At 60.9% G+C, this 15,237-nt stretch carries 15 protein-coding genes; 7 read left to right on the top strand and 8 right to left on the bottom strand.

Annotated elements, in window-relative coordinates; genetic code table 11:
* The first annotated feature begins 102 nt into the window (after positions 1-102).
* Positions 103-1,320, top strand: a complete 1,218-nt coding sequence (gene alaC / locus AC1M7R_RS17765) for an alanine transaminase (RefSeq protein WP_072398857.1) — start codon at positions 103-105, stop codon at positions 1,318-1,320.
* A 74-nt stretch (positions 1,321-1,394) separates the two neighbouring features.
* Here alaC and AC1M7R_RS17760 read toward each other — a convergent pair whose 3' ends face one another.
* Both AC1M7R_RS17760 and AC1M7R_RS17755 read right to left on the bottom strand, forming a co-directional pair.
* Entirely contained in the window at positions 1,395-2,747 is a 1,353-nt protein-coding gene (locus tag AC1M7R_RS17760) for a GntP family permease (RefSeq protein ID WP_053146231.1), read from the bottom strand.
* 92 nt (positions 2,748-2,839) lie between these two features.
* Positions 2,840-3,373 (bottom strand): gluconokinase, encoded by a 534-nt coding sequence (locus AC1M7R_RS17755; RefSeq protein WP_072398858.1) that lies wholly within the window; start codon positions 3,371-3,373, stop codon positions 2,840-2,842.
* 216 nt (positions 3,374-3,589) lie between these two features.
* Here AC1M7R_RS17755 and gntR point away from each other — a divergent pair, with 216 nt between their 5' ends.
* The 3 genes from gntR (at position 3,590) to AC1M7R_RS17740 (ending at position 6,051) form a co-directional block, all read left to right on the top strand.
* Positions 3,590-4,621, top strand: a complete 1,032-nt coding sequence (gene gntR, locus AC1M7R_RS17750) for an HTH-type transcriptional regulator GntR (protein WP_076405261.1) — start codon at positions 3,590-3,592, stop codon at positions 4,619-4,621.
* Between the two features lie 167 nt (positions 4,622-4,788).
* Positions 4,789-5,340, top strand: coding sequence for a hypothetical protein (locus tag AC1M7R_RS17745; protein WP_490609779.1), 552 nt, complete (start codon positions 4,789-4,791; stop codon positions 5,338-5,340).
* Between the two features lie 288 nt (positions 5,341-5,628).
* The gene (locus tag AC1M7R_RS17740; protein ID WP_072398861.1) at positions 5,629-6,051 is read left to right on the top strand and encodes a GNAT family N-acetyltransferase; all 423 of its coding nucleotides are present in this window, start codon (positions 5,629-5,631) and stop codon (positions 6,049-6,051) included.
* Positions 6,052-6,167: 116 nt separating this feature from the next.
* Here AC1M7R_RS17740 and def read toward each other — a convergent pair whose 3' ends face one another.
* The 3 genes from def to AC1M7R_RS17725 form a co-directional block, all read right to left on the bottom strand.
* Positions 6,168-6,707: a peptide deformylase gene (gene def / locus AC1M7R_RS17735; protein WP_072398862.1), complete on the bottom strand. Its 540-nt coding sequence runs from the start codon at positions 6,705-6,707 to the stop codon at positions 6,168-6,170.
* On the bottom strand, positions 6,704-7,654 hold the full coding sequence (locus AC1M7R_RS17730; RefSeq protein ID WP_072398863.1) for a YihY/virulence factor BrkB family protein: 951 nt from the start codon (positions 7,652-7,654) through the stop codon (positions 6,704-6,706). The genes def and AC1M7R_RS17730 overlap by 4 nt, the downstream gene beginning before the upstream one ends.
* A gap of 176 nt (positions 7,655-7,830) precedes the next feature.
* Positions 7,831-8,022, bottom strand: coding sequence for a CsbD family protein (locus AC1M7R_RS17725; protein WP_053146213.1), 192 nt, complete (start codon positions 8,020-8,022; stop codon positions 7,831-7,833).
* A 194-nt stretch (positions 8,023-8,216) separates the two neighbouring features.
* On the opposite strand from AC1M7R_RS17725, the gene AC1M7R_RS17720 reads away from it, so the two are divergent.
* Positions 8,217-8,594: a hypothetical protein gene (locus tag AC1M7R_RS17720; protein ID WP_072398864.1), complete on the top strand. Its 378-nt coding sequence runs from the start codon at positions 8,217-8,219 to the stop codon at positions 8,592-8,594.
* A gap of 97 nt (positions 8,595-8,691) precedes the next feature.
* On the opposite strand, the gene fadD1 is transcribed toward AC1M7R_RS17720, so the two are convergent.
* Positions 8,692-10,383, bottom strand: a complete 1,692-nt coding sequence (gene fadD1, locus AC1M7R_RS17715; RefSeq protein ID WP_072432143.1) for a long-chain-fatty-acid--CoA ligase FadD1 — start codon at positions 10,381-10,383, stop codon at positions 8,692-8,694.
* 372 nt (positions 10,384-10,755) lie between these two features.
* A complete protein-coding gene (fadD2, locus tag AC1M7R_RS17710; protein ID WP_072398866.1) occupies positions 10,756-12,444 on the bottom strand; it encodes a long-chain-fatty-acid--CoA ligase FadD2 in 1,689 nt (562 codons plus the stop codon).
* Between the two features lie 374 nt (positions 12,445-12,818).
* Here fadD2 and AC1M7R_RS17705 point away from each other — a divergent pair, with 374 nt between their 5' ends.
* Both AC1M7R_RS17705 and AC1M7R_RS17700 read left to right on the top strand, forming a co-directional pair.
* Positions 12,819-13,763, top strand: coding sequence for an alpha/beta hydrolase (locus AC1M7R_RS17705; RefSeq protein ID WP_490609778.1), 945 nt, complete (start codon positions 12,819-12,821; stop codon positions 13,761-13,763).
* A 57-nt stretch (positions 13,764-13,820) separates the two neighbouring features.
* A complete protein-coding gene (locus tag AC1M7R_RS17700; RefSeq protein WP_003227420.1) occupies positions 13,821-14,291 on the top strand; it encodes a MaoC family dehydratase in 471 nt (156 codons plus the stop codon).
* Between the two features lie 75 nt (positions 14,292-14,366).
* Here the strand turns inward: AC1M7R_RS17700 and AC1M7R_RS17695 are convergent, their stop codons facing one another.
* Complete coding sequence (locus AC1M7R_RS17695; protein WP_072398868.1) at positions 14,367-15,230, bottom strand: efflux RND transporter periplasmic adaptor subunit; 864 nt, start codon at positions 15,228-15,230, stop codon at positions 14,367-14,369.
* Between the last annotated feature and the right edge of the window lie 7 nt (positions 15,231-15,237).

Here is a 15,237-nt window from a genome sequence, read left to right as displayed (position 1 = left end):
ACTGGACAATCGCCCCTGCCCGCCCTTATCTTGCGCCGCAGGCCACCGCAGTGGCCAACGTCGCTCGGACGGTTCCGGGCGCTCACGTATCTCGAGGCAACAATGGCCGAACAAGGTTCGCCGCGCCGCTTTGCGCGCATCGATCGACTCCCCCCGTATGTATTCAATATCACTGCCGAGCTGAAGATGGCTGCGCGTCGGCGCGGCGAAGACATCATCGACTTGAGCATGGGTAACCCCGACGGCGCCACGCCCCCGCACATCGTGGAAAAACTGGTCACCGTCGCCCAGCGCGAAGACACTCACGGCTACTCCACTTCAAAGGGCATCCCACGCCTGCGCCGCGCCATTTCGCGTTGGTACAAGGACCGCTACGAGGTGGACATCGACCCCGAGAGCGAAGCCATCGTCACCATCGGCTCGAAGGAGGGCCTGGCCCACCTGATGCTGGCAACCCTGGACCAGGGCGACACGGTGCTGGTGCCCAACCCCAGCTACCCGATCCATATCTACGGCGCGGTGATCGCCGGCGCCCAGGTGCGCTCGGTGCCGCTGGTGCCGGGCGTGGATTTCTTCGCTGAACTGGAGCGGGCCATCCGCGGCTCGATCCCCAAGCCGAAGATGATGATCCTCGGCTTCCCCTCCAACCCCACCGCACAATGCGTGGAGCTGGATTTCTTCGAGCGGGTCATCGCCCTGGCCAAGCAGTACGACGTACTGGTGATCCACGACCTGGCCTACGCCGACATCGTCTACGATGGCTGGAAAGCCCCGTCGATCATGCAGGTACCGGGCGCCAAGGACATCGCGGTGGAGTTCTTCACCCTGTCCAAGAGCTACAACATGGCGGGCTGGCGCATCGGCTTCATGGTGGGCAATCCAGAGCTGGTCAGCGCCCTGGCGCGGATCAAGAGCTACCACGACTACGGCACGTTCACCCCGCTGCAAGTGGCGGCCATCGCCGCTCTGGAAGGCGACCAGCAATGCGTGCGCGACATCGCCGAGCAGTACCGCCAACGCCGCAATGTGCTGGTCAAGGGCCTGCATGAGTTGGGCTGGATGGTGGAGAACCCCAAGGCATCGATGTACGTCTGGGCCAGGATCCCCGATGCCTATGCACACCTGGGTTCGCTGGAGTTCGCCAAGAAGCTGCTGGCCGAGGCCAAGGTCTGCGTTTCGCCGGGAGTGGGTTTCGGGGAGTATGGAGACGATCACGTACGCTTCGCACTGATCGAGAACCAGGACCGGATACGCCAGGCCGTGCGTGGAATCCGCGCGATGTTCCGGGCGGATGGGTTAGTCTCGAAGACCAACGGCTAATACAGAGAAAAAATGTGGCGAGGGAGCTTGCTCCTTCGCCACAGATGTTGTCCTGCGCTTATGTTGTGCTGTGCTTAGATCACCAGCGACAACAGCAGGATAAAGATCAGCCCCACCACGGACAGGATGGTTTCCATCGCCGTCCAGGTCTTGAAGGTTTCGGCCACGGTCATGTTGAAGTACTGCTTGACCAGCCAGAAACCCGCATCGTTCACGTGCGACAGGATCAGCGAGCCGGCACCGGTGGCCAGGACCAGCAGCTCACGGTTCACACCTGGAATCATCCCTACCACCGGTACCACGATACCGGCACCGGTAATGGTTGCCACGGTCGCCGAACCTGTGGCGATACGGATCACCGCCGCCACCAGCCAGGCCAGCAGGATCGGAGAAATCTGCGCGCTCACGGCCATGTGGCCGATCACGTCACCCACGCCGCTGGTCACCAGCATCTGCTTGAAGCCACCGCCGGCACCGATGATCAGGATGATCGCAGCCGTCGGAGCGAGGCTGGCGTCCAGCCACTTCAGCATCTGGTTGGAACCGATGCCCTGCTTGTAGCCGAAGGTGTACAGCGAGAGCAGCAAGGCCAGCAGCAAGGCCGAGATCGGGTGGCCGATCATGTCCATCCAGACCCGGAAGAGGTTGCCGTCCGGCAGCGCCACATCTGCAAAGGTCTTGAGCAGCATCAGGAATACCGGCGACAGCACGGTGATCAGGGTGATGCTGAAGCTTGGCAGCTCGGCGGCATTCGTCTCCCGGGCCAGTTGGTCCACCAGCTCCTGGTTCGGATGACCGGGAATGTGCTTGGCAATGAACGTACCGAAGATCGGCCCGGCGATGATGGCGGTCGGCAGCGCTACGATCAGGCCGTAGAGAATGGTCTTGCCGATATCAGCGCCGAATATGCCGATCGCCAGCAACGGCCCCGGATGCGGTGGTACCAGGCCATGGACGGCGGAAAGACCGGCCAACAGCGGAATACCGATCTTGATGATCGATACGCCGGTGCGGCGCGCGACGATGAACACCAGCGGGATCAACAGCACGAAGCCGATTTCGAAGAACAGCGGGATGCCCACCAGGAACGCGGCGAACATCATGGCCCATTGCACCTTTTCCCTGCCGAAGGCGCGGATCAGGGTCTGGGCGATCTGATCGGCCCCACCCGATTCGGCCATCATTTTTCCGAGCATCGTACCCAGCGCGAGGATGATGCCGACAAAGCCCAACACCCCACCGAAGCCGTCCTGGAACGCCTTGATGATAGTGCCGGTCGGCATGCCCGATGTCAGGCCGAGGAACGCGGCGGCGATGGTCAGGGCAATGAAGGGATGGAACTTGAACTTGGTGATGAGGACGATGAGTCCGATCACCGTGACCACTGCATCCAGCAGCAGGAACGTCTCGTGGGACATGCCAAACATGGGGGGTGTCTCCTGATTTGTTGTTGTTATTGAAGCAGTTATTCGTAAGTCATCGGGACAGCGCTGTCTTTCTGACGCAAATTTGTTGCCGGTCAGCTGGCAAGCTTGAGGCCGTGGGCCACCCACCAGACATAAGCCTCACGTGCCAGCTCGTCGACGCTGTGGCTGGATGCATCCAGGGCCAGGGTCAGTGGCTCGCCGACAGGCGATTCGAGGGTGGCGAACTGGCTATCGATCAGGGTCGACGGCATGAAATGGCCCGGACGATGGGAAACCCGGTCGGCAGCCACTTCAGGCGTGAGTTCGAGGAATACGAAGCCCAGGCCCGGCAAGGCGCTGCGCAAGCGTTCGCGATAGCGATGCTTGAGGGCCGAACAGGTCAACACCGGGCGTTCGCCCCTGGCATCGACACGACGCAGCTCTTGGCACAGGCTGTCGAGCCAGCCGGCACGGTCGTCGTCGTTCAAGGGAATACCGGCGCTCATCTTCTGGATGTTGGCCGCAGGATGGAAAGTGTCGCCTTCGATGGCAGTGGCGCCGCTCAACTGGCACAGGGCCTGGCTGACGCATGTCTTGCCGCAACCGGCAACGCCCATGATGACCAGGGCGGTGATGGGATTGTTCATGTAACACCTCAGCGCGCAGACAGCGCTACCTTTGCCAGGTATGACACCAATGCAAAAGCAGAAGTTGCCGACGCCTTCTTGTCATTTTTGTAGTTGCAGCATGTTCGTTCACGACAACCGCGCCACGAGGATCAGGCCAACCCCGTTCACGCATTTGCAGCCACGTCGAGACAGCGCTACCTTAGTGCCTTGATTTTTGTTTGGCAAGCCACCCCGATGACCGCCCCTAAAAACGATAAGAATACACGCACCACCGGCCGCCCTACGCTCAACGAAGTCGCGCGCCTGGCCGGGGTCAGCCCCATCACTGCTTCCCGCGCCCTGCGAGGTGTCAGCACGGTCGCCACCGAACTGGTGGACAAGGTCCGCCAGGCCGCGGTGGAACTCAACTATGTCGTCAACCCCGCCGCCCGTGCACTGGCGTCGGCCCAGAGCCATTCGGTGGTGGTACTGGTGCCATCATTGTCCAACCTGCTGTTCATCGACACCCTGGAAGCCATTCATCGCGTGCTCAGGCCCAAGGGGTTCGAAGTGGTGATCGGCAACTATCACTATTCCCGGGACGAAGAAGAAGACCTGCTGCGCAACTACATGGCCTATCAGCCACGAGGCTTGCTGCTGACCGGTTTCGACCGCACCGAAAGCGCCCGACGCATGATCGAGGCCAGCAACATCCCCTGTGTCTACATGATGGAACTGGACCCCGGCGCGGGCCTGAACTGCGTTGGCTTCTCCCAGCTCAAGGCCGGCGAGACCGCGGCCGAACATCTGATTTCCAGAGGCCGCAAGCGCCTGGCCTACATCGGCGCGCAGCTTGACCAGCGCACCTTGCTGCGCGGCGAAGGCTTTCGCCGGGCCCTGCAGAAAGCCGGATTGTACGACCCGGACCTGGAACTGCTGACACCAAGACCGTCGTCGGTGGGCCTGGGCGGCGAATTGTTTCTTCAACTGCTGGCCAGCCATCCGGATGTGGATGCGATCTTCTTCGGCAACGACGACCTGGCGCACGGCGCCCTTTTCGAAGCACTGCGCTGTGGCATCAGGATTCCCGAGCAGATCTCGGTGCTGGGCTTCAACGACCTGCCCGCTTCGGCCCACATGGTGCCGCGCCTGAGCAGCATCAGCACACCGCGGGAAGCCATCGGGCAACGCGCCGCCGAACAGATGCTGACATTGATGGCCGGAAACCGGATTGCCCAGCCAGTGGTGGACCTGGGTTTCGAACTCAAGATCCGCGAAAGCACCTGACCCTCTGCGCGAGCGGTCATTGCGGTGGGGCCCTGCCGCAGGGCGGCAAGGATTGGCCGCCCGGTCTGCGCCCACCTTAGCTGCAGGGCACGGATTGCGGGGGCCGCCGGAGCCGGCATGGGAATTGCTCCTGCCCACCGCTCAGTCATTACCTACAGGTGTGAATCATGTTGGTCAGTGCAAAACAGCAAATGATTAATCTGCCCCTCAGGCGCGTGGAGGAGGATCCCGCCACACAGGCCGCCAGTGGCCTGCAAAGTGCGGCACTGCAGGCGTTGCGAGACAACATCCAGGCCCAGGCCAGCCAAGGCAGCGCCCAGGTCCAGGAATCCATTACTCGCCAGGCCACGCAGCAGGTCAACGCCAGCACCGCTATCAGCGACAACGTCGTTGAGGCCTTCGCCAAGACTCGCGTACAACTGCAAACCGTGGCGTCCGAGGATGCCCGGGCCAACCTGTCCGACAGTCCGGCGATGCAGGCCTTCAAGGACTACATGAGCAAAACGCCTGAGGAACGCCTGCGCGACAGTATTCTTGAGGAAATGGGCATTACCGAGGAGGAGTTCGAGGCGATGCCGCCCGAGAAACAACTGGCGGTCAGCCAGGAAATTGCCCAGCGCATGCAGGACAAGTCGGCAATGGCGCAAGTTGAGAAAGCCCAGGCGAAACGCCCGGACGACAAGGCCCAGGCCGTGGATACCTTCCTCGCCGCCCTCTGATCCCGGGCGCTTGCCTGCTGCCTTGAGCGAGGGGAACGCCCTCGCTCACACCCGGGGCCCGCCGAGACGGGCCACTCAATGACCGAACAGATTCACCTTCTTGACCTTTTTGTCAGCGCGTTTTTCATCGGCGGTCTTCGCCGGTTTTTTCTTTACCGCCTTTTTTGAATCCATGCCTTTGGCCATGATACGTACTCCACTCATACGGGATGTGGAACCAGGTATACACCTATCGCCGCACTCGCGTTCTTTTATAATCGCCCTCCCCTTCTTTCCCGGCGCCCGGCCATGACTGAAATCCGCTACCTGCAGCTCGAAGCCCCGCTGTGGCCGCTGATGAACAAGTTCTACCGCACCCATCAATCGTCGATGAAAGCGGTGCGTGAGGCCCAGCTGTGGGTAGCGCGGCGGGATGAAATCGTCGCGGCCCTGTGCTTGCGCTCGGTGCCAGGCGGGCGTTGGTTGACCGGGCTGTTCGTCGATCCGGCGTACCGCACGCAAGGCATCGCCGCACGCTTGATCGCCGAAGCCATGAAAGGCTTGGAGGAGCCGGTGTGGCTGTTCTGTCATCCAGACTTGCGCGATTTCTATGAGCGGCGCGGGTTCAGCTTCGATCCGGCGCTGCCTTATGCGATGGCCGAGCGCCTGAGCCGGTATGCCCGCAGCAAGCCGATGATTGCGATGGGGTGGGAGCCGCAGCGCCCTTGCTGAGGTCCGACGCAGATCCAACGTGGGAGCGAGCCCGCGATAGCGTCAGGTCTGCTGCATCAATGCCAACCGACACTGCAACCGCGAGCAAGCTCGCTCCCACAGGGTTCGCTGGGGCATCAATCGTCGGCCGTCGGGTCCAGGTCCGGGAACATCACCTCAGTGAAGCCGAACTTGGTGAAATCGGTGATTCGCGAGGGGTACAGGCGACCGATCAGGTGATCGCACTCATGCTGCACCACCCGCGCGTGGAAACCGGAGGCCATCCGCACGATCGGCTCTCCCTTGGGATCGAAGCCTTCATAGCGGATGTGCTGGTAACGCTCCACAGCCCCACGCAGGCCCGGTACTGACAGGCACCCTTCGAAGCCCTCCTCCATCAACGGGCTCAGCGGCGTGATCAGCGGGTTGATCAGGATGGTCTGGGGCACTGCCTCGGCATCGGGATAACGCTCGCTGTGCTCGAAACCGAAGATCACCAGTTGCAGGTCCACACCGATCTGCGGCGCCGCCAGCCCGACACCACCAACGCTTTCCATGGTCTGGAACATGTCGTCGATCAATTGCCACAACTGCGGACTGTCGAACATGTCGACAGGCACCGGCGGAGCGATGCGCAGCAGGCGTTCATCGCCCATTTTCAGGATTTCACGAATCATGGTCGGGCTTCGTCAGGGTGGGGGTGATGGATGGAATGGTCGCGCCCAAGGCCCGACACATGCTGTTTTTCGTGCTGGCCAGGGCTCTTTTCCCCAGGGTCCTTGCCCTCGGAAGACATGTGCTCGATCACCGCATTCATCTCTGCGCCGAGCAACAGCACCGCCGAAGAAATATAGAAGTACAGCAACAGCACGATGATCGCACCGATACTGCCATACATGGCGTTGTAGTTGGCAAAGGTCTTGACGTAAAACGCAAAGCCCAGGGAAGCGATGATCCACACCACCACCGCCAGCACCGAACCCGGCGTGATGAAGCGAAACTCCTGCTTGACGTCGGGCATTACGTAATAGATCAGCGCTACGGCCACCATCAGCAGGAAGACGATCACCGGCCAGCGCACGATGGTCCAGACCGTGACAATGAACTCCTCCAGCCCCACCTGCGCCGCGATCCAGCCCATCACCTGCGGTCCGAGCACCATCAACGCCGCAGCCGCCAAAAGCATGCCGGCGATGCCGACCGTGTACAGAATCGACAGCGGGAAGCGTTTCCAGGCCGGACGCCCTTCCACCACGTCGTAGGCGGCGTTCATCGCACTCATCATCAAGCGCACACCCGCCGAGGCGGTCCACAAGGCAATGACGATACCCACCGACAACAACCCACCCTTGGATTGCTGCAACTGATCGATCACCGGGTTGACCTGCTCCAGGGCCTGGGGCGGCAGCACCAGCTCCGATTGCAGGCGCAGCCAGGAGAAGAAATCCGGCAGGTGCAGGAAGCCGATCAAGGCGATCAGGAAGAGAATGAAGGGGAACAGCGAAAACAGCATCTGGTAGGCCAATGCCGAGGCGTAGGTCGACATCTCGTCGTCGAGAAACTCGGTCACGGTACGCATCATCACACGATGAAGGGGTAAGCCTTTCAAGGCCGGAAACATCATGTGCGTCTCCTTTCGCCGCAAAAAAGGAAGGTCGCCTGGCGACTCATGGGGTTGTTATCCAAGACAAAGTAACCTGTTTGGCGACTTTGGAACAATTTCCCAGGTGCAAGTTCGAGCCGACATGAAAACGGCCACCCGCAGATGGCCGTTCCAATCGTTTTTTCACGACAGCCCGGTTAAGCCTCGTCGACGCCTTTCTTGAGCGCGTCCTTGGCCTTGCCTGCGGTTTGCTGGGCCTCACCTTTTTTCTCTTGCACTACGCCCTCGGCGCGCATGCGGTCGTTATCGGTGGCCTTGCCGACGCCTTGCTTGATGTTGCCGACAGCTTCGTTGGCAACGCCCTTCACCTTATCGCTCGTGCTACCCATGATGTCTCTCCTGTGAACAACGGTACGAAAAGTCATTACATAAGGGTTGACCGGGGCCGTTTGCGGGGAGTTTCATTTTTCGGCGGCATATTTCATCGTCGAATGCAGGTTGCGCTTTATGTTTGCCGACCAACCCCCGAGAATGCCCCATGTATTCGGGCTGCGGCCTGAAGCTCCAATCCCGTAGGAATGTTATGAAACTCGATAAGAAACAGGCCATCGCCCGCAGGAACCAGGAACTGGGCGGTGCCGTACTGGGCGTCAATAATTGCCACTTCAGCGAATTGAACCGCAACCGCAACATCTTCTGGTTCAACATCCCGGTGACACGCCTGGCCGTCGGTCAGTACGAATGGGTCCATCTGTTGCTGCACACTCCGGCCACTGACGAGCTGCTGCACTTGAAGGTACCGACCGTGTTCCTGCGGGAAAAGATGGAAGGCCTGGAAGTACGTAACCAGGGCAAGCGCAAGGCAGCCCTGAGCCTGGAGCTGAGCGCCGACAAGGACTCTTACCTGCAGGACATGCGTCCTGGAGGCACCAATCTGGATTTCGCACCGTTCCGGTTGTAACCCACCGCCGATGACCGTCCCCACAAAGACGGTCTCGCTTCAGGTAATCGCCCAAGAAAAAGCCCCGCTTCGGCGGGGCTTTTGTCTGACGGCAATTCTACTTCTTCACACCCAGTTTCCTGAGTTCCTCGTCACGCAACTCGCGCCGCAGGATCTTGCCCACGTTGGTCGTTGGCAGCGCGTCGCGGAACTCGACGGCCTTGGGTACCTTGTAGCCAGTGACGTTGGCACGCATGTGCTCCATGACCTGTTCCTTGGTCAGCGTGGCCCCCGGACGGACGACGATGAAAATCTTGATCGCCTCGCCTGACTTCTCGTCCGGTATGCCGATGGCGGCGCATTGCAGCACCCCCGGCAGGGTCGCCAGCACATCTTCCAGTTCATTGGGGTACACGTTGAAACCCGAGATCAGGATCATGTCCTTTTTGCGATCCACGATACGCATGTAGCCGTCCGGCTGGATCAGCGCGATATCGCCCGTCCTGAGCCAGCCTTCGCTGTCGAGGATCTCATCGGTCGCCTCCTGGCGCTGCCAATAGCCCTTCATGACCTGCGGCCCTTTCACGCACAGCTCGCCGATCTCGCCCAGCGGTTTTTCCACGCCCGCGTCGTCGATGATCTTGCACAGGGTCGACGGCACCGGGATCCCGATGGTCCCGATCTGGATGTTCTGGATCGGGTTGACCGTGGCCACCGGACTGGTTTCGGTCATGCCGTAGCCTTCGCAGATCGGGCAACCGGTCACTTCCTTCCAACGCTCGGCCGCCGCCAGTTGCAAGGCCATGCCGCCGGACAGGGTGATCTTCAGTGCCGAGAAGTCCAGCTTGCGGAAGCCTTCGTTGTTGCACAGGGCCACGAACAGCGTATTGAGGCCAACGAAACCGCTGAATTTCCACTTCGACAGTTCCTTGACCATCGCCGGAAGATCCCGCGGGTTGCTGATCAGGATGTTGTGGTTGCCGATCAGCATCATCGCCATGCAATGAAAGGTGAACGCATAGATGTGGTACAGCGGTAGCGGCGTGATCAGCACTTCGCAACCTTCATTGAGGTTGGAGCCCATCAACGCCTTGCACTGCAGCATGTTCGCCACCAGGTTGCGGTGGCTGAGCATCGCGCCCTTGGCCACGCCGGTGGTGCCACCGGTGTATTGCAACACAGCCACATCGTCGCTGGTGGGGTTGGCTTCGTTGACTGGCTGGCCGTGGCCCTTGCTCAGCACATCGTTGAACTTGACGGCCTTGGGCAAGTGATAGGCCGGAACCATCTTCTTGACGTACTTGATCACGCTGTTGATCAACAGACGCTTGAGCGGCGGCAGCAGGTCGGCGACTTCAGTGACAATGACGTGCTTGACGCCGGTCTTGGGCACCACGGCCTCGGCCAGGTGCGCCATGTTCGCCAGGCATACCAGCGCCTTGGCGCCGGAATCGTTGAACTGGTGTTCCATCTCCCGCGCGGTGTACAGCGGGTTGGTGTTGACCACGATGAGGCCGGCGCGAATGGCGCCGAACACGGCCACCGGATACTGGAGAACGTTAGGCAGTTGCACGGCGATTCGATCGCCAGGCTGCAAATCGGTATGCTGTTGCAGATACGCGGCAAAGGCACCGGACAATTCGTAGAGTTCACCGTAGGTGATTGTCTTGCCGAGGTTGCTGAATGCCGGCTTGTCGGCGAAGCGTTGGCAGGACTGCTTCAACACCGCCTGAATATTCGGATACTCGTCTGGATTGATGTCGGCAGCAATCCCAGCTGGGTACTTATCCTTCCAAAAGTCTTCAATCATGGAAGCCCACTCCTCAGCAACGCGAATTCTCACCGCATTTGATGCGATTATTATTGGTGTGTGTTTGTTGGTGAATCTGGCTTGAATCAAGGCCGAGAAGTCACAAAAGCGCGCCGAGAGTAGCAGCTTTGCCAAGGGCCGACCAGAGCCAAAATAGGCCCAATCAGTCATTAATCCGACTCAAGAATATTCAATGGTCACTTTTAGAGTAAAAATTCTAAGCGCCATCGAATCGATCTGAACATAAGAAACCGTGGGAGCGGCCTTGCTCGCGAAAGCAATGGACCCGCCAACCTCGGGCTGACCGATCCACCGCCTTTGCGAGCACGTTCGCTCCCACCAGTTGTTTCTACCGGACGATCTTTGCAGGCGTCAGGCGATATCGCGTAGCTCGCGCCGCAGGATCTTGCCCACCGGCGTCATCGGCAACGAATCCCGTAGCACGATGTGCTTGGGAATCTTGTAGCCGGTGAAGTTTTCCTTGCAGTAGGCCTTGAGTTCTTCGAGGCTCACGCCCGCCTCCCGAGCCACCACGAACAGCTTCACCGCCTCCCCCGAACGCTCGTCCGGCACGCCGATGACCGCGCAGCTGGCGACCTTCGGGTGGGCCATCACCACGTCTTCGATTTCGTTGGGGTATACGTTGAAACCCGAGACGATGATCATGTCCTTCTTGCGATCGACGATACGCACGAAGCCGTCCGGGTCGATGACCGCAATGTCGCCGGACTTGAACCAGCCTTCGTCGTCCAGCACCTCGGCGGTGGCCTCGGGTTTGTTCCAGTAGCCCTTCATGATCTGCGGGCCCTTGATGCACAGCTCGCCGCGTTCGCCCAGGGGTTGTTCGACACCCTCGTCGCTGATGACCTTCATGAGGGTGCCGGGCACTGGCAACCCTACCGTACCCAGGCGGGATTTGGAGCCATAGGGGTTGGTGCAGGCCACGGGAGAGGTTTCGGTCAGGCCATAGCCTTCGGTGATACGGCAGCCGGTCAGCTGTTCCCAGCGCTCGGCGGTGGCCTTGACCAGGGCGGTGCCGCCGGAATTGGTGAGCTTGAGGCTGGAGAAATCCAGGCTCTTGAAATCCGGGTGGTCCATCAGCGCCACGAACAGGGTGTTGAGCCCCAGCAATGCCGAGAAACGCCAGTTCTTCAGTTCCTTGATGAAGCCGCCGATGTCCCGTGGATTGGTGATCAGCACGTTGTGGTTGCCGGTGACCATCATGCACATGCAATTCGCGGTGAAGGCATAGATGTGGTACAGCGGCAATGGCGCGATCATTACCTCCTGACCTTCGCGCAGCAGCGGATGGCCATCGTCGCCGAACTGCCCCAGGCACGCCCGCGCCTGTTGCATGTTGGCCACCAGGTTGCCGTGGGTCAGCATCGCGCCTTTCGCCAGCCCGGTCGTACCGCCGGTGTATTGCAGCACCGCGATGTCATCGAGGCTGACCTTCAGCGGCCTGATGCCCTGGCCGCGCCCCAGGCGCAAGGCGCTCTTGAAGGAAATGGCCTGGGGCAGCGAATAGGCCGGCACCATCTTCTTGACCTTGCTCACCACGGTATTGACCAGCCACCCCTTGGCGGCGGGCATCAGGTCGCCCATCTTCGCCTCGATCAGGTATTGCAGGTCGGTGTCGGGCAGCACCTCCTGGACCTTCTGGCCGAACAGGTTCATATACACCAGCGCCCGGGCACCGGAATCCTTGAACTGGTGACGCATTTCCCGCGGGGTGTACAGCGGGTTGGTGTTGACCACGATCAGCCCGGCGCGCAAGGCGCCGAACACAGCGATCGGATATTGCAGGACGTTGGGCATCTGCACCGCGATACGATCGCCCGGGGCCAGGTCGGTGTGGGCCTGCAGGTAGCCGGCGAACGCCGCACTGTAGCGCTCCAGCTCGGCATAGGTCAGGGTCACGCCCATGTTGCTGAACGCCGGACGGTCGGCGAACTTCTTGCAGGAACGCTCGAACACCTCGATGACCGATTTGTAGGCCCCCAGGTCGATGTCCGAGGGCACGCCGGCCGGGCGCTTGTCATTCCAGAAATCAGGCTGCATTGTTTTTGTCCTCTTTACCTGAACCTATCCCGGGGCCGCTTGCCTATCGGGCGAAGCGGAGCTCTTGGGACACTAGCAGCTATGGCCAATCAGGCAAATATGGCAACTTGCGTCATAGATTGTGTGAATCTTCCTGCCTCGTGGTTTGTGTGGTTAGTCGTCAGTTCAAATTCGGATGCCGGACGCCCTTGGCCAAGGCAACGCGGGATATGGAGGTGGCCAGGCATCCGAAGTTGACTGACAGGACGGGCCACACAGAGCCTGAGCGTGGACACTGATCAGGCGAGACGCAACGGATGCGCTATACAATGCAGCGACGCCTGTGTGATTCAGTGCATGTCCCTGTGTATGACCCCTCGTGTAAAGGAAGCGCCATGATCCACCAAACGTTCTGGCTGCCCGCGACTGACCATAGCCGCCTGTTCGTCAACCAGTGGCTGCCCGAAGGCGCACCCCGGGCGGTGGTCATGGTGGCCCACGGCATGGCCGAGCACAGCGGTCGCTATGCACGCCTGGCCCAGGCCCTGTGCAACGAAGGCTATGGCGTGTACGCACCGGACCTGCGTGGCCACGGGCGCACCGCGGAGGGCGGGATACTGGGCCATTACGCCGACCAGGATGGCTGGGCCAAAGTGGTCGGCGACCTGGCCAGTCTCAACCAGCACATCGGCCAGCAGCACCCCGACACCCCCATACTGCTGCTCGGCCACAGCATGGGCAGCTATATTGCCCAGGCCTATCTGCTGCATCACAGCGCGAGCCTGCATGGCGCGATCCTCAGCGGTTCCAACTTCCAACCCGTGGCGCTTTACCGCGCCGCCCGCCAGATCGCCCGTTTCGAACGCTGGCGCCAGGGGGCGGCCGGGCGCAGCGCCCTGATCGAATGGCTGTCGTTCGGCAGTTTCAACAAGAAATTCAAGCCGGCCCGTACCCCTTTCGACTGGCTCAGCCGGGATCCGAGCGAGGTGGACAAATACATCCAGGACCCGTTGTGCGGCTTTCGCTGCACCAACCAATTGTGGGTGGATCTGCTCGGCGGGCTGCAGCAGATCAGCAAGGCGTCCAATCTCGCCCAGATCGATCCGGGCCTGCCACTGCTGATAATGGGCGGCGAATGTGATCCGGTGAGCGAAGGCAAGCGTCTGAAGGATCTGGCCGATGCCCTGCGCGACGCCGGCAGCCGGAACCTGCAATTGAAGATCTACCCCCAGGCCCGGCACGAATTGTTCAACGAAACCAACCGCGATGAAGTGACGGCCGATGTGCTGGCCTGGGTTGCCCAGGCGCTGAGTCATAAACGCCCGCAACGAAGCGAATAGTTTTTCATACAGCCTGTAGGCTGTGTTTCTTTTTACCCATCTCAGGATTTCAGACAGATGACCCAGGTTACCAACATCCCTTACGAAGCCCTCGAAGTTGGCCAGACCGCCAGCTACAGCAAGACCGTCGAGGAGCGTGACATCCAGCTGTTCGCTGCGATGTCGGGCGATCACAACCCGGTGCACCTGGACGCCGAGTTCGCGGCAGCGAGCATGTTCAAGGAGCGCATTGCCCATGGCATGTTCAGCGGGGCATTGATCAGCGCGGCGGTGGCGTGCGAGTTGCCAGGGCCAGGCACCATTTACATCGGCCAGCAGATGAGCTTCCAGAAGCCGGTGAAAATCGGCGACACCCTGACCGTGCGCCTGGAAATCCTGGAAAAGCTGCCGAAATTCCGCGTGCGCATCGCCACTCGCGTGTTCAACCAGCGCGACGAACTGGTGGTGGACGGCGAGGCCGAGATCCTCGCGCCGCGCAAGCAACAGACCGTGACGCTGCCGACATTGCCGGCGATCAGCATCGGTTGATTACCACGATCCAAAGTGAATGACAGGTGGCGAGGGGATTTGTCTCCTCGCCACAAATGACCGTTGTGCGATGAGCTATGGCTGGTCTTCGCGCACCTGCACGCTCGCCGTCATCCCGGCGCTCAGTGTCACGCCTTCCGGGACCTTGTCCAGCTTGATCCGCACCGGAATCCGCTGGGCCAGGCGCACCCAGTTGAAGGTCGGCTCGACCTCCGCCAGCAGTTGTGTGTCCGGATTGGTATTGCGGTCGGTGATGCCGCGACTGATGCTTTCCACGTGGCCTTCCAGCGCATGGCCTGCGCTCATCAGCCAGACCTTGACCGGATCGCCCACGCGGATCCTCGGCAATTTGGTTTCCTCGAAATAGGCCTGCACATAGAACGTCGAGTCGTCGATCAGCGCCATGACCGGCTGCCCGGCGTTCACATAGTTGCCTTCGGCCAGCCGCAGGTTGGTGATATGGCCGCTGCGAGGCGCCAGGACCTGGCTGCGGGCCAGGTTGAGTTCGGCGACCTTGGCTTCGGCCTGGGCCTCACGCAGCTCGCCCCGGGCGATGCCTGCGTTGATCTGGGCATTTTCACGCAGTTCGGCACTGATGGCCTGTGGCCCCAAGGCCGCGCGACGACTGGCTTCGTGTTCGCGCAGGTTCAATTGCTGCTGGCGGGTCTGGACCACGGCCCGGGCCTTCTCCACCGCAGCCTCGAACCGCTCACGGTCGATGCTCAACAGCAGGTCGCCAGCCTTGACCTGCTGGTTATCCACAGCCTTGAGTTCGCGCACCCAGCCGGACACGTCGGGGGCGATCACCACCACGTCGGCACGGATTCGCGCATCCCGGGTCCAGGGCGTAAGCATGTAGTACTGCCACAGGTGAAACCCGGCGAAGATCGCCACCGCCACCACGCTCAACGTGACGGCGACTCGTACGGAGGTCCGCATGTTCAAC

The sequence above is a fragment of the Pseudomonas sp. MS01C9 genome, assembly GCF_058202755.1.
Note: the sequence above shows the minus strand (reverse complement) of the source record. Positions and strands in the feature narration are given on the sequence as shown.